Raw genomic sequence first — 16,689 nt, 5'->3', positions numbered from 1 at the left:
CGATGGCGTGGGGCGCGCGGACGAAGCGTCGGGTCGGTGTCATGGGTGGCACCTTCGACCCGGTGCACCACGGACACCTCGTCGCCGCGAGCGAGGTCCTGGAGTCGTTCTCGCTGGACGAGGTGATCTTCGTCCCCACCGGCGAGCAGCCGTTCAAGGAGGACCGCGACGTCACCCAGGCCGAGCACCGCTACCTCATGACGGTCGTCGCCACCGCGTCCAACCCCAGGTTCACCGTCTCCAGGCTGGAGATCGACCGGCCGGGAAAGACCTACACGATCGACACGCTGCGCGAGCTCAGGGTGCAACTGCCCGACACGGAGCTCTTCTTCATCACCGGTGCGGACGTGCTCCCGCAGATCCTCACGTGGAAGGACGCCGACGAGCTGTGGTCGCTGGCGCACTTCATCGGTGTCACCCGGCCGGGGCACGATCGAGTACAGCTACGTACTCGATTCGTCTACCCCTCCGGTGAGATCTACGGCGGCACCCGGTCCGCGTGGGACTACGGTCCGCTCGGCGTGGAGCTGAAGGAGAACATCAAGCGCCAGTGGTGGCGTGCGACCGTCACCTCCCGCGACGACGTCGTCGGCATCGACTCCTCCGTCATCCTCCCGCGGCAGGTCTGGGTGGCCTCCGGGCACGTCGGCGTCTTCACGGACCCGCTCACCGAGTGCCTCAGCTGCCACAAGCGCTTCCGTGCCGACCAGATGGAGGAGGAGTACGAGGAGAAGAAGGGGCGGGCGCCGGAGAACGGTCTCGCCGACATCGCGTGCCCCAACTGCGGCACCCGGGGGCAGTGGACCGAGCCGCGCGACTTCAACATGATGCTCAAGACCTACCTCGGCCCCGTCGAGGACGAGTCCGGGCTGCACTACCTGCGGCCCGAGACCGCGCAGGGCATCTTCGTCAACTTCAACAACGTGATGACCTCGGCCCGGAAGAAGCCCCCGTTCGGCATCGGGCAGATCGGCAAGTCCTTCCGCAACGAGATCACGCCGGGCAACTTCATCTTCCGCACCCGTGAGTTCGAGCAGATGGAGATGGAGTTCTTCGTCGAGCCGGGCACGGACGAGAACTGGCACCAGTACTGGATCGACGCCCGCACCGACTGGTACACGGACCTGGGCATCTCCCGCGAGAACCTGCGCCACTACGAGCACCCGCAGGAGAAGCTCTCCCACTACTCCAAGCGCACGGTGGACATCGAGTACAGGTTCGGGTTCCAGGGCAGCGAGTGGGGAGAGCTCGAGGGCATCGCCAACCGCACGGACTTCGACCTGTCGACCCACGCCTCGCACTCCGGTCAGGACCTCAGCTTCGTTCTATTGCGGTCCAGTCCTGGAGCACACAGGTCTTTGTTTGACTTACCAGTCACCAGCGCACCACCATTCCCTCCAAGCAAATTCTCGTTCATGCCAGCATCCGATCGGAACTGACTACCCGGCCATCTCGGGTCTTTGCGAAATAAACCTTGGCAGGACGTGGATACCGCCGTCAATGTAACCACGGTCACTCAATGTGAAAGTCGGCGTGGAAGGTTCGTTTAACCTTGTCTCGGGTCATTGTTTGACCTCATCCGTGTTAAACGTCTTAATCGCAGGTGAGGGATGTGGCGTGACGATTCCCCGTGGCTGTTGAACCTTTCGCTACGCAGGCGCTGAGCGCGGTCACCCCCACAAGGACGTGATCCGACTCACAGAACGCGAATGCCCCCAGCCATCGTGGCCAGGGGGCATCCCTTGTGGGTTGGGTGGTACGCGGAGTCTTCAGCGCCCAGCTGCTGCGACAACTCCCGTTCGCGGCTCCTCAGCCCAGACCTCCGCGCTGAGGTCTCTGCGGTCGGCCCAGGTCTGCATCATGATGTCGACCACGCCAAGGAAGGTCAGGTCGTCTCCCGCCTCCTCGCCTTCGACCGTCGTGCCGTCCGGCAGTTCGAACTTCCGCTTGCCTCCGTGCCACGGCGCAATGTCGAACTCGACTTCCCCCCGCTGCCAGGTGCGCACGCCTCGCCCTCTTCCGTGAACCTTGATGGACGGGAACAGTTGCGTGATCACTTGCCGCTGGCGGTCGGTGTCGAGTTCGAAGAAGTGATCCGCCACCTCGGCGATGCTCATTTCACCGTCCTGGGACACGTCTCCAATCTCAGCCAACTCCGCCTCAATTACTTCCAGGCGGGCACGGATGTGCTCGGTCCCTGTAACCATCTGCTGGCGGGTGATGAGTCCTTCGGCCCGATCGGTGGCGAGTTCGTCCAGACGCTGACGAAGTGTCGCCTCCTCCTCTCGCAGAGGCGCGGCGTCCGACTTTGCCTGACGGGACAGGGAGAACGGCCGGTGAGCGTGCGGCAGTAAGCCATCTCGTTACTGGTACTTGCTCAATGCTGTCGAGAGGCGGGCCGACGCGCCGACGCGGGAGCACATGCGCGAGCTTGCCTCGCACTCAATGAGTCGATGGGGGATGCCCGAGGCGCCGAGAAGGCGCAATGGCTTCTCGACCACCTACCCGACTGACTCCTCCCAATCACTTCAGCCGGTGATCTCGGTGCCGTTGCTGTCCACCTGGACATGGGTCCGCGAGGGCCACAGCAGCGCGGTCAGCCGCCCCGAGTCACTCCCGCAGCCGGTGTCCAAGTGGGCCGAGCGGTGCCCGATGCGAGGCAGGTCCCCGACTGGCAGGTGCGCGCTGACACAGAACTTGGGCGTTGGTGACCTCGGGGGGACGTGCTGCGCGATCAGGTCCTTGGTCTCATAAGTCGTTGGCATGGCGCGAAGTGCTTCGAAGTGTTGAGGGGGGAAGCTGGTTATGAAGTGGCGAAGGACGTCGGCCTCAACTCGCCCACCAACGTAGGAACGGATGGTCATTGCGCCACCCATCTTGAGGAAGCCGCTCAAGTCACGCCGGTCCAACGCGTCGAGAAGCGCTGTCTCATGGTTACCAGCGAGCAGCGTGGCGCGTCCGCTTTCAGCGTGCGAGATCAGATCCTGCATGACGTCGGCAGATCGTGCGCCCTTGTTGATGTAATCACCGAGGAAGACCATATGCGGCACGTCACGGTGGACGAGAACATCCCAGAGACCTCGAAGCGCACGCAGGTTGCCATGCACGTCACCTATGAATGCTAGCTCGACGTTCACAGTAGGATTGAGCCCGGACGGCCGCCACGGCATCCGGGTGCACTCGATGGACCCGCCGTCCTCCATGATCTGGGGCACCCCGGGGGACACCACGTGGACGTGGCAGCTCGACCCGAGACAGGACGGGCGCACCCGGGTGATCACCCGGGTGCGCTCGCGCTACCGGTGGCTCTCCCCGGCCATCCTGTTCTCCGCGCTGCTCGAGTTCGGCGACATCTGGATGATGCGCAAGATGCTGCTCAACCTGCGTGACCGGGCCGAAGGCTCCACAACATCGACAGCACAACGGCCCTACGACACACCCGCTTCGGCCCGTGGACGGACCCGGGGGTCGCGAGGGTCGAAGAGCATCCGGTAGATCCACGACCCGAGGCACCAGAGCGTCGTGGCGAGGATCGTCGCACCGACGATGACCGCCCCGCCCAGGACGAACCCCAGCACCGGTAGCCCGTACTGGAAGGAGAGGGCCGCACCGGCCGTCAGGGATGTGGAGATCAGGTACGAGAACCGTCGGGGGTCCGGCGTGGGCGGCAGCTTAGGGGCGTGGAAGAGGTGGCGGACGCCGAAGTTGTACACCACGTCGACCATCATGCCCCGGGGGAACAGCGCCCCGCTCAGACCGATGGGGACCAACCAGGCCAGCCAGGCGGGCGACTGCAGGATCAGTCCGATGGTGATCAGGATGACGCACACCGCCGGGGTGAACCGCAGCGGCAGCGCGTAGCGGGCTTTAGCTTCCTGGTCGAGGTAACCGAAGCCCTGGCCATTCAGGTTCCTGTCGGTGAATGCGCTGACAGTGGCCATCTCGGTATCTCTCTGCTCTGCGTCGAGTCCGGGGCTGGTCGCGGCGAAGTGGGTGGACGTTCTTGGGAGCCGTTCTCGGAGCGCGGCGATCCGGTGCCGAGTTTCAACAGCAGCGTGGCTGCCTGGTTCGCTTCCTTCAGGCGGTCCTCCGCGGCCTCCGCTAAGCCTCGGTTATCAGGGAACCGATCAGGATGGTAGACCTGCGCGAACTGTCGCTGGGCCGTGCGGATCTGGGCAACCGTCGCGCCTGGCTTCAGAGCCAGTACCTCGAGCGCGCGTCGGACCTTCTCGTCCATCCTGGACTCCTGTGCTTGCGATACTGGTCGGCAGTAGTTGCATTTTCGGGAAAAACTTAGTGCCTCCCGAACTCGTCGGTTCCGTTTTGCCGTGGCTCGCGCCAGAGTCTCGTGGCGAGCGGTCAACGGCGGCGTTGGCGAGCGACTGACCACCGCGAATGCCCACGACCATGTTCCGGTCGGTTCGGGCGTCCGTTGGCCGCGCCGGGACGTGCTCTTACTTGGGGCAGCTTGCGCCTCCCCTAGGAGTGGCTGCGCCTGGGAGGTGGGGACCTGCACGGACGGCGTTATGGCCCCGGCTTCACGTCTCTTGCAGCAGACTTTGGCAGACATTGGCGAGCCGGCTGCGCAAGACCGCTGCCTTTGAGGCGAAGGTGCGCTGTCTTGTCACATACTCGGCCTTGCCGTCAGCATCGCACCACGGTCGCTGCCCACCCCATGAGCTCGTCCAGCACGGGGTCCGACTCCGCCCACTCGCACGGGTCCAGGACCGAGGCAAGCCGCAGGAGCGGAATCCTCGGTGCTTCAGGGACGACGGCGCGGATCCTGCCGGCGGCGGTGGCGCGTTCGAATCCGAACGAGACCGTTCGGCTGAAGATCTGCGGGGCGCCGGAGATTGCGGTGACCGACTTGAAGCCGAGTCCGAACCTCCCGATCTCTTCGCCTCTCTTGCGGGAGATGTGGGCCGAGAGCAAGGTCTCGACGCCGCTCTCGCGGAACGGCTCGCCCTCGTTGGCGACGTAGAGACAGTCCTCCGAGAGGACGACCATGACCCGTCCCCCCGTGCCGAGCATCATGTCGGCACCGTTCTGGACGAGCTCGTTGATCTGCTTGCGCCCGTACCCGCCCTCGGCCGCCGCAATCTCCTGCTGAGCGTCCTCCTCGACACGCAACGGAGCCTCGCGGTAGACGTTCAGGCAGCGTTCTGCCATGTCCTCGACGAGCCATCCAAGGCCCTCGCCCGGCCGGGCCCAACTGGCCATTGCGTCTCCCATGACGGTATTCCCGGCTGGAGGCCGGCTCCGCCATCAATACCAAATACGAACGACCATTGCTCGATTTTCGGAGTTTCCGGTTGTCTCAGAACCGCAACTTTCGTCAACTGCAAAAGGCCACGCCTGTAGAGAAGCGCGAAAACTCATGAGCGGCGTAACGTCACATGACAGGCCAGGCCCCTAGCTTTTGCAGAAGTGTCTTCAGAGCCACCACATGTATAACCGCTTCTCCTGCTGCGTCAAGAGTGGCAATATGCGTGACTCCAGCATAGGCGTCGTCACCCTCAGCCACCTCGGAAACATGCATGGTAAGGCCACCCTGCGTCCTGCTGGTCGTCGCAGCCGTCCAGCACACGAGCCATCGGATTTCTGACCACTGCTTCAATTCACGCACAATATTGGGCAGTAGATCGTGCGCCCGAAACTTGAACTCAGCAACACCCTCTCGAAGCCGGTTAGGGAGGGCGGCCGTGTTGCCCGGCAGCACTGCCTCGATCCTTTCCGAGACCGCCGCTGGATTGTAACGAAGATAGGAGTCGTAAACGTATGAACCACTGAAGAAAACGGGCTCGAACTGGGAAAGCAGCCCTTCGCCGCGCAGCTCATTGAACAGTGCGACCACATCCTGCTCTTCCATTGGCTCCGACAAATACGACAGTCGAACAGCCTCCGAGTTTATAGGGAAGGGGTTCGCGAGCCGCGACTGAGCTTTTAGGTTGGGTGCCTCGTAGTCTATCTCGCGGCCCGACGTGCTCGTCGGGATCAGGAAGGGATCAGACTGCTTGGCAACATCGTCAGCCACAGGATCCTCGAGCAGGTTTAGCAGCTCTACAATTTCTGGCGGATAATCCTTCCTGCCGAGATCAGGTTCCACGCCGTTGAAGTGCACGACTACCCATATTCTTTCAACGTTGAACCCACGATGACTGAGGCTCAAGTCTCTCTGCCATGATGAAATCATCGAATCTGTGGCTACACGAATGCTCGGCGACACGAGGCGCCTGTTCTTCGGCACATCCCAGCTGGTGGAAAGCGCAGGCGCGTGCAGCAGTGCCGGCACGGGCTGAAGATGAACACGAAGGTGGCGGTCGCGACGATCGTGGACGTGGCGGCGCGTGCCGGGGTCTCGACCGCGACTGTCTCCAGGGTGATCAACGGCAAGTCCGTGCGCCCTGATCTAGCGGACGCAGTGCGCGCGGCCGCCGAAGAGTTGAATTACTCACCCAACAGGACAGCCCGCACTCTCCGCCGACGCTTGGCGAGGTGATCGCCCTAATCCTTCCTGACATCGAGAATCCCTTTTTCACTTCGCTGGCACGTGGGGTCGAGGACGTGGCCCAGCAACATGGCTACTCCGTCGTGATGTGCAACTCCGACGACGACATTGATAAAGAGTCTCAATACCTGCGCATCGCAATGAGCGACAGGATGGCGGGCATCATCATTTGCCCAGCCGATGAGACGACGTCGTTGGAGTCGGTACTGGGCTCCATCGGATCAGTCGTGGTGGTGGACCGCACGGTGAGGGAAGACGTTGATCAGGTCGTTCTGGACAACGACGCGGTCTCTCGCAGGGCTGTGACAGCCCTCATCAAGGCGGGTCGTACGCGCATCGCTTGCGTAACCGGTCCGGCCAAAACACTGACCGCCCGGACCCGGGCCGAGGTGTGGCGGCGGGAACTCACGGCTGCAGGGCTGCACGCGTCAGACGACCTTCTCGCGTACGGGAACTTTCGCGTGGACGGTGGGCGCACCGCGACCGAACGGCTGCTTTCCCTGCCGGAGCCACCGGATGGCATTCTGACGTGGGCTCCTCGGACTCGGCTGCGACTGAGTCCAATGCCTGGAGGATGCTGTGGCCGGCACGCAGTGCACCGGCCATCAACTGCAGCGAGTCGTCCAGTTGATCCGCGAAGGCGGCTTTCCGGCGATCGACCATAAGGGCGAGAACCAACCGCACAAGGATCGGGCCGAAGGCCGCCAGCAGCACGGCCAGCAACGGCCCTCCGGCCAGGAGGCCGAGCGTGGCCGCGACGAGAGCCCCTATGCCGACGAGAAAGACGAAATCCTGGGGTCGAGTCTTCACTCCTGCCCGCTGCAGGATCGTGTCCGCTCCGACGTCGGCTCTGCGCTCGAGAACTCTGCCGATCGCCCCAGTAGCCGCCGTAGCTCCCCTTGCGAGGGCGCCGCTGCCATGTCCCACGTTCAGGCGGCGACGTTCGAGTGAAAGGCGGACCTGTCCGGGAGAGATCGCCGCATAGACCAGTGTGGCGAGCGCGAGGGCAATCAAACAGGTACCGACGCCGGCGGGCGTCATGAGGTATTGGATCATCGGAAGCCGCCTTGGGGGCCAGGTACACCGAAGATGTGCGGCGACACCTTGATGCCGAGTTCGTCGAACTTGTCCGTGAACCGCGGACGGATCCCTGTGGGAATAGGGCGGCCGAGGAACCTCCCGTTAACGTCGACGCCTGCGGAGTAGTCGAACACGAACGCGTCCTGGAGCGTGACCGTCTGACCTTCCATCCCCTGGACCTCGGTGACGGCGGTGACTCGACGGGTGCCGTCGCGCAGTCGGCTGAGCTGCACGACCAGGTCGACCGCGGAGGCGATTTGTTCCCGCGTTCTAGCTGGCCCCACAGCCCCCCCTCAAGGCAAGGCAACGTTCGATTTCCGTTTCACGTGAAGTGGTGTATAGGGTGCCTGAACCTTTCCATAGCCCTGAACCTTGCCATAGCGCTGTAGCCAGCTCGCAGGCGCCGGCTCATTAACAGCGACGCCTGGGGCGCCCGCGATTGTGCCTGAAAATTCTGCTGGCGCTTACCGGCACCAATCGATCAGAGCTCACCATCCTTTCGCTTGAAACGGGTGAAGTTCAGTGGGCGACACTCGAGTATGGGCAGTAGGCAGGTGAACACCTGAGCGTTGTGGAAGAGTGCCATTCTTACGGCTGGGACACTGCGCTGCGGCTCACGGACGTCGCAGTATCGAGGACCTTCCTGTGGGAACGAGTGGTCGGCACCATCGCCGCGCGTGTTGCCGCTTTAAACTTAGGGCCGTTCGTTTCACGTGAACGCCCGAGTGTAAGAACCCGGCGCACGACTCTCAGCGCCTGCGTATTGCTGGCCTCATAGTTCGTCCCTGATCCCCTAATCAAGAGGCTTGCTGCCACTCTTCGAAGCGCTGACCGCGAACCGACGAGGTTCAACTGAAGTTGCTAACAACACCTGTTTCGAACTCTATTCCGCGCTTGCCGCTTTTGATGCGCTCTGGCTCTACGCCGCGTTTCACGTGAACGATGGACAGCCGCCGCCGCTGCTGGCGAACTCCGATTGCTGCCACGGACCCGGAATCTGAAGGTTGCAGCTTTGGCCCTGTCGGCCATAGAGAATGGTGTAAGTCGCGGAGCGCCCCAGCCGCCGCGGCGCATCCGTCGGTACCGGCCCACTTGTTGCTCAGCCCGGCAGCGGCAAAGAGCAAGGCACGCGATACCGCCTCTTCGGCCTTGCTGATGCGGCGCGTGCGCAATACGTGCGAGGTCAAGGGTGGCCTGCTCATGCGGCAGATGCACCACTGGGCCGCGCTGCTGTTCATGGCGGCGATCGTCACGCACATGATGCGCATCTTCTTCACCGGTGCGTTCCGCAAGCCGCGTGAGATCAACTGGCTCGTGGGCTTCACCCTGATGATCCTCGGCCTGGCCGCCGGATTCTCCGGCTACTCGCTCCCCGACGACGTCCTGTCCGGCAACGGTCTGCGCATCGCCGACGGCGTGGCCAAGCGATCCCGATCATCGGTTCCTACCTCAGCTACGGCCTCTTCGGCGGGGAGTTCCCCGGCACCGAGATCATCCCGCGCCTGTTCACGGTCCACATCCTGCTCGTCCCGGGGCTGATCATCGCGCTCGTGACGGTGCACCTGATCCTGATGGTCGTCCACAAGCACACCCAGTACCCGGGCGTCGGCCGCACCGACAACAACGTCGTCGGGTACCCCGCGTTCCCCGTGTACGTGGCGAAGATGGCCGGCTACTTCTTCATCGTCTTCGGCTTCATCGCCCTCATGGGCGCGCTGATCGCGATCAACAACGTCTGGAACTACGGTCCGTACGACCCCTCCCCCCGTTTCCGCGGCGCCCAGCCGGACTGGTACATGCTCTTCCTCGAGGGCGGGCTGCGCCTCATGCCCAACTGGGAGGTCGTCATCGGCGGCTACACGCTGTCGCTCAACATCCTCGTCCCCCGGCGTCGTCGTCCCCCGGCCTGCTGTTCACGTTCATCGCGCTCTACCCCGTTCCTCGAGCGGGCGGCGACCAACGACGTGCGCGAGCACCACGTGCTCGACCGGCCTCGCAACGTGCCCGTGCGCACCGCCCTCGGTGTCGCGTGGCTCGGCGCGTTCCTGATCCTGGTCCTGGCAGGGGCCAACGACATCATCGCGACCCACTTCGACCTGTCGATCAACGACATCACGTGGGCGTTCGGTCGAGCTCTACATCACCTGCCGGATGACCCACGTGTTCAGCCTCGGGTTGCTGGCCGACGAACAACCTAGTGCCGGCGGTCCGGACCGGGAGAGCTTGCGTGAACTGACCACGCATGGGATCCGTGCACTGCTCGGCCCCCTCCACGATGGCGAGTACCGTGGCTGGTACGCCGCCGTGGACGACGGAGCGGTCTCCCCCACCAAGCAGGCATACGGGCACGCATTCGTCGTGCTCGCCGCGAGTTCCGCGCGCGCAGCAGGTATCGAGGCGGCCACGGAGCTGCTCACCGAGGCGCTCGACGTCCAGGACCGGTACTTCTGGGACGAGGCGGCCGGACTAGTCGTAGAGGAGTGGGACCGTACGTGGAACGCGCTTGACCCATATCGTGGCGTCAACTCGAACATGCACACGGTGGAGGCCTACCTGGCAGCGGGCGACGTGACAGGCGAGCGCACCTGGCACCACCGAGCTGGACGGATCGCCGCGAAGGTAGCCGCATGGGCAGCCGGCAACGCATGGCGGATCCCCGAGCACTTCGACGCCGACTGGGCTCCGATGCTCGAGCATCACAAGGACAAGCCGGCAGACCCCTTCCGGCCCTACGGCGCCACCGTCGGTCATGGACTCGAATGGGCAAGGCTCCTTGTGGCAACTGACGCCACGCTAGGCGACGCGGCTCCGCCGGGGCTCGTGGCGGCCGCCGTCTCGCTTGACCGTGCGGTCGCCGACGGCTGGGCGACCGACGGATCAGAAGGCTTCATCCCGGTCATCACCGGAATGCCGATGTGTGGCCCCTCGAGGTGCCGAGCCACTGCGCCACTCGAGCGCCGCCTGTCCCCGTACCGGTTCCGTGGCGTTGAGGTAATCCCGATAGCCCTTGGGATGATGGCGCCCTGGGATGCAGAAATGGCCCTCACCGGGTGGTGAGGGCCATTTCTGGGATGGGTGTTCGGCGGTGTCCTACTCTCCCACACAGTCTCCCGTGCAGTACCATCGCGCTGAGGGGCTTAGCTTCCGGGTTCGGAATGGGACCCGGGCGTTTCCCCCTCGCTGTGACCGCCGTAACTCTATGGAGATATCGGTCGCCCGACCCGGCGGTCGGGGGGTGCGTATCTCGGGAACCGCACAGTGGACGCGTAGCACTCTTCGTTTCTTCCAACACGTGTTGGTGTTGTGGCAAGTTGTCGGCCAATTAGTACCGGTCAGCTCCACGCGTTGCCGCGCTTCCACGTCCGGCCTATCAACCCAGTGGTCTGCTGGGGGCCTTCCCACCACGAGGGTGGTGGAAACCTCATCTTGAAGCAGGCTTCCCGCTTAGATGCTTTCAGCGGTTATCCCTTCCGAACGTAGCCAACCAGCCATGCTCCTGGCGGAACAACTGGCACACCAGAGGTTCGTCCGTCCCGGTCCTCTCGTACTAGGGACAGCCCTTCTCAAGTTTCCTGCGCGCGCAGCGGATAGGGACCGAACTGTCTCACGACGTTCTAAACCCAGCTCGCGTACCGCTTTAATGGGGCGAACAGCCCAACCCTTGGGACCTACTCCAGCCCCAGGATGCGACGAGCCGACATCGAGGTGCCAAACCATGCCGTCGATATGGACTCTTGGGCAAGATCAGCCTGTTATCCCCGGGGTACCTTTTATCCGTTGAGCGACGGCGCTTCCACAAGCCCACCAGGAAAGTGGCCCTCGACCGGGTTGGTGAGGGGCATTCTTGGGATGGGTGTTCGGCGGTGTCCCTACTCTCCCACACCAGTCTCCCGTGCAGTACCATCGGCGGCTTGAGGGGGCTTTAGGCTTTCCCGGGGTTCGGATGGGACCCGGGCGTTTCCCCCCTCGCTGTGACCGCCGTAACTCTATGGAGATATCGGTGCGCCGACCCGGCCGCGGTCGGGGGTGCGTATCTCGGGAACCGCACAGTGGACGCGTAGCACTCTTCGTTTCTTCCAACACGTGTTGGTGTTGTGGCAAGTTGTCGGCCAATTAGTACCGGTCAGCTCCACGCGTTGCCGCGCTTCCACGTCCGGCCTATCAACCCAGTGGTCTGCTGGGGGCCTTCCCACCACGAGGGTGGTGGAAACCTCATCTTGAAGCAGGCTTCCCGCTTAGATGCTTTCAGCGGTTATCCCTTCCGAACGTAGCCAACCAGCCATGCTCCTGGCGGAACAACTGGCACACCAGGAGGTTCGTCCGTCCCGGTCCTCTCGTACTAGGGACAGCCCTTCTCAAGTTTCCTGCGCGCGCAGCGGATAGGGACCGAACTGTCTCACGACGTCTAAACCCAGCTCGCGTACCGCTTATGGGCGAACAGCCCAACGGAGATCATGATCGCGCCCGTCTCGGTCTGCCACCACGTGTCGACCACCGGCGTCCTCCCGCCGCCGATGGTGCTGCGGTACCAGACCCAGGCCTCAGGGTTGATCGGCTCGCCCACCGAGCCCAGCACGCGCAGCGAGGAGAGGTCGTGGCGCTCGGGGTACTCCGCGCCCCACTTCATGCACGTGCGGATCGCCGTCGGGGCCGTGTAGAGGATCGAGACCCTGTACTTCTCCACGATCTCCCACCACCGGTCCTTGTCCGGGGTGTCGGGCGTGCCCTCGTAGATCACCTGGGTGGCGCCGTTGACCAGCGGGCCGTAGGTGACGTAGCTGTGTCCGGTGACCCAGCCGATGTCCGCGGTGCACCAGTAGACGTCGGTCTCGGCCTTGAGGTCGAAGACGTTCTTGTGGGTGAACGCCGACTGGGTGAGGTACCCGCCCGTGGTGTGCAGGATGCCCTTCGGCTTCCCGGTGGTCCCGGAGGTGTAGAGGATGTAGAGCGGGTGCTCCGCCCCGACGGCGACCGGTGTGTGCTCCGGCGAGGCGGCGGCCAGCAGGTCGGTCCACCTCTTGTCCCGGCCCTCCGTCCACGCGACCTCCTGGCCGGTCCGCTCTGGAAGGTCTTCGTCGGCCTCGAGAACTTCGCCACGGCGTTCGGCGACACCCGCTACTCCGGGCCCTTCCTGCAGGTGCTCCTGTGGACGCTCGCCTTCTCCGTGCTGTCCGTGGTGACGACCTTCCTGCTCGGGCTCTTCCTCGCCATGGTCTTCAACGACGAGAGGGTCCGCGGGCGCAAGATCTACCGGACGCTGCTGATCCTGCCCTACGCCTTCCCGGGCTTCCTCGCCGCCCTGCTGTGGTCGGGGCTGCTCAACCGGCGCTTCGGCTTCGTCAACTCGGTGCTCCTCGGCGGCGCCGAGATCCCGTGGCTCACCGATCCGTGGCTGGCGAAGCTCTCGGTGATCGGGGTGAACCTGTGGCTGGGTTTCCCGTACATGTTCCTGATCTGCACCGGTGCCCTCCAGTCGATCCCGAAGGACGTCCTGGAGGCGGCCAAGATCGACGGCGCAAGCAGGTTCCGGACGTGGCGCTCCGTGGTGCTCCCGCTGCTCATGGTCTCCACCGCGCCGCTGCTGATCTCCTCCTTCGCGTTCAACTTCAACTTCAACCTCATCTACATGCTGACCGGCGGCGGGCCACGGATGGCTGACGCCTCCGTGCCCATCGGGCACACCGACATCCTCATCTCGATGGTCTACTCGATCTCCGGACTCGACGGCACGGCGGACAAGAACTACGGCCTGGCCAGCGCCTGTCGATCGTCTCTTCCTGATACCAGTTCGTCAACGACCCCCACCTGCAGGAGAAGGGCCTGAGCAACTACTGGGGCTACAACTCCATCGGGTTCTTCGCCCCGCACAACGGCTACGCCGCCTACGGCACCCGCGGCGAGCAGGTCCAGGAGTTCAAGACCCTCGTCAAGGCGCTGCACGAGGCGGGCATCGAGGTCATCCTGGACGTCGTCTACAACCACACCGCCGAGGGCAACCACCTCGGCCCCACGCTGTCCTTCCGGGGGATCGACAACGCCGCGTACTACCGCCTCGTGGACGGCGACGAGGCGCACTACTTCGACACCACCGGTACGGGCAACTCCCTGCTGATGCGCTCCCCGCACACGCTGCAGATGATCATGGACTCGCTGCGGTACTGGATCGAGGAGATGCACGTCGACGGCTTCCGCTTCGACCTCGCCTCGACGCTGGCCCGTGAGCTGCACGAGGTCGACCGGCTGTCGGCGTTCTTCGACATCATCCAGCAGGACCCGGTCATCTCCCAGGTCAAGCTCATCGCCGAGCCGTGGGACGTCGGCGAGGGCGGGTACCGAGGTGGGCGGGTTCCCCCCGCTCTGGTCGGAGTGGAACGGCAAGTACCGCGACACGGTCCGCGACTCTGGCGCGGCGAGCCCTCGACCCTGGGCGAGTTCGCCAGCCGGCTCACCGGGACATGACCCTGAGCATCAGCCGGTTCTGGGGAAGCAACACCATCGCCGAGCACCCGGAGGCGGCCGAGGTCGTCGTCTCGACACCGCAGACGCTGATGAACGCGCAGTCGTCACCGTCCTACCAGTGGCTCACGGGCGCCGACATGGTCGTCGTGGACGAGGCGCACACTTCAGTGGCGCCCATGTACACCGCCGTCCTCGACTGGCTCGGCCGAGGTAGGTCCCGGCGGGAGCGCCGCCTCCTCCTTGGGCTCACCGCAACGCCCTTCCGTGGCACGAACGAGGCGGAGACGCACCGCCTGGTGCGGCGCTACGACGACAACCGTCTTGAGAAGGGGGCGTTCGACGGCGACATGTACCGCGCCCTGCAGGACAAGGGCATCCTTGCGCGGGTGAACCAGCGCGTCCTCGACGGAAGCGAGCTCAGCCTGAACTATCAGGAACTGACCGAGCTCCAGGATCGCCGGCTTCTTCCGAAGGGGGTCGAGCAGCGACTCGGGCAGGACCTGGCCAGGAACCAGCGGATCGTCCAGTCGATCGTGGATCTGCCCGAGGACTGGACCGTGCTCCTGTTCGCAACGTCGGTGGAGAACGCCGAGTCGCTGGCGGCGCAGCTCGCATATGCCGGTGTACCGGCCGCCGCTGTCTCGGGAGCCACCAAGGCGGCGTACCGGAGGGATGTGGTCCGGCGATTCCGTGCGCGTGAACTACGAGCCTGACGAACTACAGCGTGCTCACCCAGGCTTCGATGCCCCGGAGGTCAGGGCCGTCTACGTAACTAGGCCGACGTGGAGTCCCAACCTGTATCAGCAGATGATCGGGCGCGGATTGCGTGGCCCCAAAAACGGCGGCTCAGAGCTGGTGGACATCATCAACGTCGCGGACAACGTCAACGAGTACGGAGAGCAACTCGCCTTCAGCCACTTCGACTACCTGTGGTCGACCAGCCGATGAATTTAGGGCGAAGTATTAGGGATGACTAGCGACCACTTCCCAACGCCGTTGCACTCACTCGACGGGCGCTGGAGTGTGTTCGCTAAGCCCTTCGATCTGTGGCGTTAGTTGGAGATTTTCGAGTCGACTCAGCAGATCGGTGAGTTCGCTGACGATCAACTCGAGGCTGTGGTGATGTGACGCGGGCCGTTGAGGTCGGTCAGAACCTCGGTTCTGTTCATCTCCAGCGGCGCAATCTGTTCGGCCTCGGTCGTATCAATGCGTGAGTTCCAGTCCTTCGCCACCACACTGCAGATTTCGGACGCGATTCGCCGAGCCTCCGCGGGCCAGCGCCGCTCCTGCTGCACATCTCGAAGCTGCTCGACGCCATCAAGAGCCAGATCGATGAAGACCATCGACTTCTCGACGATTGGCAGCTTGGGTTCTCATGCGAAACCTCTCGACCTTCGTTCGTTCTTTCCATCAATGTTTTGGAGCGATTAGAGACTGCGAACCAACTCAGGCCGCACGCCAAAACTGGTCACGCTCGCTGGGACTGCGTTGCGCCACACCTTACAGTCCACCGAACATTCGACAAGCACAACCCACGGAAACAATTCACTCCAGCTGCGGACCAAGCCAGTACTCCATGACCTAGCGGCACACACGCTGGCCAAGGCATCCATGGTCATCATAGGGCCGCGGTCGGGTCTTTCCTAAGCGTGAACGCGGCCGAGTCTTTCCTAAGCGTGACGCGCGCTCCAAGCTGTCAGGCGGGCGTTTTTCGCTGCCGTGATGTAGAAACATGGCTTGCCCCCTCCCGCCGCGAAGGAACTCTAGGCCGAGAGCGTCGAGGTGACCTACGACCTAACCCGAAATTCAGGCGAGCCGATCGAGCGAGGTGCGTCGGCGGGGCGGTTAGGCGGCCTTCTCGAGCGTGACCCTGTAGCCGAGGTTCTCCAGGTCGTGGACGTGGTTGCGGATGGGTCGGTTGTGGTTGACGTGGGAGTCGTAGAAGTCCGGGCCGAGGTCGGTGAACCGGGCCTGCGGGTCGCTGAGCAGGTGCCAGATGATGGTGAGAATTGAACGGCCGACCGCCACGATCGCGCGCTTCTTGCCTCGCCGGCGGGCGATGCGCCGGTACCACTCGCCCAGGAAGGTGACCTCGGGCAGCGCTTCCTGGGTGACGCGCGCCTGGTGTACTCGAGCTCGGTGCCCCACTCGTCCGGCAGCGCGGGCACGGCGGGCTGATACGGCGTGACGACGATCGTCTCGTAGGTCGGCGGCACGTACTCCTGGCCGGGGTCGATGAGGACCTCCTCGACCCACGCCTCCTTCACGAGCACCTGCTCGTCCCACGCCGCGGTGACGAGGATCTCCTCCTCCCAGGCCGCGCTGACGAGCCTCTGCTCGACCCAGGCGTCCTGCAGCACCTCGCTGACACCGGTGGCCTCCCAGCCGACGCTGCTCGAGTTGCTCTCCGAGTTCCAGTCGGGATCGATCTCCCACCGCGTGGCGCTCCCGTTCTTCTGGCGGAACTCGTAGCGGATCACCGCGTCATGGTGGATGGTCTCGTACACGGCGGGGTGCTGGACGGTCTCGTACACGGCCGGGTGGTGCACGGTCGTGTACTCGGCCTCGTGGTGAATCTGCTGGACCGTCGGCGCAACGTAGGGCTGTCCCGGGTCGACGAGACGCTGCTCCGTGACCGCCGG

At 64.0% G+C, this 16,689-nt stretch carries 17 protein-coding genes, 2 rRNA genes, 6 pseudogenes and 2 other annotated features; of the genes and pseudogenes, 14 read left to right on the top strand and 11 right to left on the bottom strand.

Annotated elements, in window-relative coordinates; all coding sequences use genetic code 11:
• Positions 1–2: 2 nt before the first annotated feature.
• Positions 3–428: pseudogene (gene nadD, locus DA06_RS23400) on the top strand (nicotinate-nucleotide adenylyltransferase); the annotation flags it as partial.
• Positions 408–1,322, top strand: a pseudogene (locus DA06_RS23395) (glycine--tRNA ligase); the annotation flags it as partial. The pseudogenes nadD and DA06_RS23395, both read left to right, overlap by 21 nt.
• A gap of 447 nt (positions 1,323–1,769) precedes the next feature.
• Here DA06_RS23395 and DA06_RS23390 read toward each other — a convergent pair.
• Positions 1,770–2,117 (bottom strand): hypothetical protein, encoded by a 348-nt coding sequence (locus DA06_RS23390; RefSeq protein ID WP_418606203.1) that lies wholly within the window; start codon positions 2,115–2,117, stop codon positions 1,770–1,772.
• A gap of 411 nt (positions 2,118–2,528) precedes the next feature.
• Positions 2,529–3,137, bottom strand: coding sequence for a metallophosphoesterase (locus DA06_RS23385; protein ID WP_043506365.1), 609 nt, complete (start codon positions 3,135–3,137; stop codon positions 2,529–2,531).
• 7 nt (positions 3,138–3,144) lie between these two features.
• On the opposite strand from DA06_RS23385, the gene DA06_RS23380 reads away from it, so the two are divergent.
• Positions 3,145–3,495 (top strand): hypothetical protein, encoded by a 351-nt coding sequence (locus tag DA06_RS23380; RefSeq protein WP_418606201.1) that lies wholly within the window; start codon positions 3,145–3,147, stop codon positions 3,493–3,495.
• On the opposite strand, the gene DA06_RS23375 is transcribed toward DA06_RS23380, so the two are convergent.
• The 3 genes from DA06_RS23375 to DA06_RS23365 form a co-directional block, all read right to left on the bottom strand.
• Complete coding sequence (locus DA06_RS23375; protein ID WP_418606199.1) at positions 3,429–3,941, bottom strand: DUF4395 family protein; 513 nt, start codon at positions 3,939–3,941, stop codon at positions 3,429–3,431. The genes DA06_RS23380 and DA06_RS23375 overlap by 67 nt on opposite strands.
• Before the next feature lie 703 nt (positions 3,942–4,644).
• Positions 4,645–5,220, bottom strand: coding sequence for a sacsin N-terminal ATP-binding-like domain-containing protein (locus DA06_RS23370; protein ID WP_418606198.1), 576 nt, complete (start codon positions 5,218–5,220; stop codon positions 4,645–4,647).
• A gap of 172 nt (positions 5,221–5,392) precedes the next feature.
• Entirely contained in the window at positions 5,393–6,292 is a 900-nt protein-coding gene (locus tag DA06_RS23365) for a hypothetical protein (RefSeq protein ID WP_418606196.1), read from the bottom strand.
• Positions 6,293–6,301: 9 nt separating this feature from the next.
• On the opposite strand from DA06_RS23365, the gene DA06_RS23360 reads away from it, so the two are divergent.
• From DA06_RS23360 to DA06_RS23350, 3 genes are read left to right on the top strand one after another with little or no spacing between them, the layout of a single operon-like run.
• Positions 6,302–6,499, top strand: a complete 198-nt coding sequence (locus DA06_RS23360; protein ID WP_418605190.1) for a LacI family DNA-binding transcriptional regulator — start codon at positions 6,302–6,304, stop codon at positions 6,497–6,499.
• Positions 6,496–7,173, top strand: coding sequence for a substrate-binding domain-containing protein (locus DA06_RS23355; protein ID WP_418606194.1), 678 nt, complete (start codon positions 6,496–6,498; stop codon positions 7,171–7,173). The genes DA06_RS23360 and DA06_RS23355 overlap by 4 nt, the downstream gene beginning before the upstream one ends.
• Positions 7,088–7,459, top strand: a complete 372-nt coding sequence (locus DA06_RS23350) for a hypothetical protein (RefSeq protein ID WP_418608393.1) — start codon at positions 7,088–7,090, stop codon at positions 7,457–7,459. Before DA06_RS23355 ends, DA06_RS23350 begins: the two co-directional genes overlap by 86 nt.
• Before the next feature lie 101 nt (positions 7,460–7,560).
• Here DA06_RS23350 and DA06_RS23345 read toward each other — a convergent pair.
• Positions 7,561–7,854, bottom strand: a pseudogene (locus DA06_RS23345) (CpaF family protein); the annotation flags it as partial.
• 540 nt (positions 7,855–8,394) lie between these two features.
• On the opposite strand from DA06_RS23345, the gene DA06_RS23340 reads away from it, so the two are divergent.
• The 3 genes and pseudogenes from DA06_RS23340 (at position 8,395) to DA06_RS23330 (ending at position 10,645) form a co-directional block, all read left to right on the top strand.
• On the top strand, positions 8,395–8,589 hold the full coding sequence (locus DA06_RS23340; RefSeq protein ID WP_418606191.1) for a hypothetical protein: 195 nt from the start codon (positions 8,395–8,397) through the stop codon (positions 8,587–8,589).
• Positions 8,590–8,767: 178 nt separating this feature from the next.
• Positions 8,768–9,714, top strand: a pseudogene (locus DA06_RS23335) (cytochrome b); the annotation flags it as partial.
• A gap of 25 nt (positions 9,715–9,739) precedes the next feature.
• On the top strand, positions 9,740–10,645 hold the full coding sequence (locus tag DA06_RS23330) for an AGE family epimerase/isomerase (RefSeq protein ID WP_418606188.1): 906 nt from the start codon (positions 9,740–9,742) through the stop codon (positions 10,643–10,645).
• 20 nt (positions 10,646–10,665) lie between these two features.
• On the opposite strand, the gene rrf (DA06_RS23325) is transcribed toward DA06_RS23330, so the two are convergent.
• The 3 genes and pseudogenes from rrf (DA06_RS23325) to DA06_RS23315 form a co-directional block, all read right to left on the bottom strand.
• Positions 10,666–10,782, bottom strand: a 5S ribosomal RNA gene (rrf, locus tag DA06_RS23325).
• Between the two features lie 120 nt (positions 10,783–10,902).
• Positions 10,903–11,165: a sequence feature (23S ribosomal RNA rRNA prediction is too short), on the bottom strand.
• Between the two features lie 19 nt (positions 11,166–11,184).
• Positions 11,185–11,345 (bottom strand) — a sequence feature (23S ribosomal RNA rRNA prediction is too short).
• Positions 11,346–11,443: 98 nt separating this feature from the next.
• Positions 11,444–11,571 (bottom strand): 5S ribosomal RNA (gene rrf, locus DA06_RS23320).
• A 464-nt stretch (positions 11,572–12,035) separates the two neighbouring features.
• Positions 12,036–12,647, bottom strand: a pseudogene (locus DA06_RS23315) (AMP-binding protein); the annotation flags it as partial.
• Here DA06_RS23315 and DA06_RS23310 point away from each other — a divergent pair.
• From DA06_RS23310 to DA06_RS23295, 4 genes and pseudogenes are all read left to right on the top strand, one after another.
• Positions 12,540–13,412 carry an ABC transporter permease subunit gene (locus DA06_RS23310; RefSeq protein ID WP_418606187.1) on the top strand — a complete coding sequence of 291 codons (873 nt, stop codon included), beginning with the start codon at positions 12,540–12,542 and terminating at the stop codon, positions 13,410–13,412. The pseudogene DA06_RS23315 and the gene DA06_RS23310 sit on opposite strands and share 108 nt — an antisense overlap.
• A pseudogene (locus DA06_RS23305) lies at positions 13,370–14,044 on the top strand (alpha-amylase family glycosyl hydrolase); the annotation flags it as partial. The gene DA06_RS23310 and the pseudogene DA06_RS23305, both read left to right, overlap by 43 nt.
• Positions 14,044–14,760 (top strand): DEAD/DEAH box helicase family protein, encoded by a 717-nt coding sequence (locus tag DA06_RS23300; protein ID WP_043506314.1) that lies wholly within the window; start codon positions 14,044–14,046, stop codon positions 14,758–14,760. The pseudogene DA06_RS23305 and the gene DA06_RS23300, both read left to right, overlap by 1 nt.
• A complete protein-coding gene (locus DA06_RS23295) occupies positions 14,744–14,995 on the top strand; it encodes a hypothetical protein (RefSeq protein ID WP_418606185.1) in 252 nt (83 codons plus the stop codon). Before DA06_RS23300 ends, DA06_RS23295 begins: the two co-directional genes overlap by 17 nt.
• A 155-nt stretch (positions 14,996–15,150) precedes the next feature.
• On the opposite strand, the gene DA06_RS23290 is transcribed toward DA06_RS23295, so the two are convergent.
• Positions 15,151–15,390: a hypothetical protein gene (locus tag DA06_RS23290; protein ID WP_418606184.1), complete on the bottom strand. Its 240-nt coding sequence runs from the start codon at positions 15,388–15,390 to the stop codon at positions 15,151–15,153.
• 502 nt (positions 15,391–15,892) lie between these two features.
• Complete coding sequence (locus DA06_RS23285) at positions 15,893–16,195, bottom strand: hypothetical protein (protein WP_418608391.1); 303 nt, start codon at positions 16,193–16,195, stop codon at positions 15,893–15,895.
• Between the two features lie 87 nt (positions 16,196–16,282).
• Between DA06_RS23285 and DA06_RS23280 the strand changes: the two genes are divergently transcribed.
• Positions 16,283–16,519 (top strand): hypothetical protein, encoded by a 237-nt coding sequence (locus DA06_RS23280; RefSeq protein ID WP_418606183.1) that lies wholly within the window; start codon positions 16,283–16,285, stop codon positions 16,517–16,519.
• The last annotated feature ends 170 nt before the right edge of the window (positions 16,520–16,689 follow it).

Source organism: Georgenia sp. SUBG003 (assembly GCF_000715355.2).
Taxonomy (GTDB): Bacteria; Actinomycetota; Actinomycetes; order Actinomycetales; family Actinomycetaceae; genus Georgenia.
Note: the sequence above shows the minus strand (reverse complement) of the source record. Positions and strands in the feature narration are given on the sequence as shown.

Coding starts and splice junctions, on each gene's coding strand:
- DA06_RS23390 (WP_418606203.1), bottom strand. CDS start 2,117: ATGAGCATCGCCGAGGTGGCGGATCACTTCTTCGAACTCGACACCGAC.
- DA06_RS23375 (WP_418606199.1), bottom strand. CDS start 3,941: ATGGCCACTGTCAGCGCATTCACCGACAGGAACCTGAATGGCCAGGGC.
- DA06_RS23370 (WP_418606198.1), bottom strand. CDS start 5,220: ATGGCCAGTTGGGCCCGGCCGGGCGAGGGCCTTGGATGGCTCGTCGAG.
- DA06_RS23360 (WP_418605190.1), top strand. CDS start 6,302: ATGAACACGAAGGTGGCGGTCGCGACGATCGTGGACGTGGCGGCGCGT.
- DA06_RS23330 (WP_418606188.1), top strand. CDS start 9,740: ATGACCCACGTGTTCAGCCTCGGGTTGCTGGCCGACGAACAACCTAGT.
- DA06_RS23300 (WP_043506314.1), top strand. CDS start 14,044: ATGACCCTGAGCATCAGCCGGTTCTGGGGAAGCAACACCATCGCCGAG.
- DA06_RS23290 (WP_418606184.1), bottom strand. CDS start 15,390: ATGGTCTTCATCGATCTGGCTCTTGATGGCGTCGAGCAGCTTCGAGAT.
- DA06_RS23280 (WP_418606183.1), top strand. CDS start 16,283: ATGAGGACCTCCTCGACCCACGCCTCCTTCACGAGCACCTGCTCGTCC.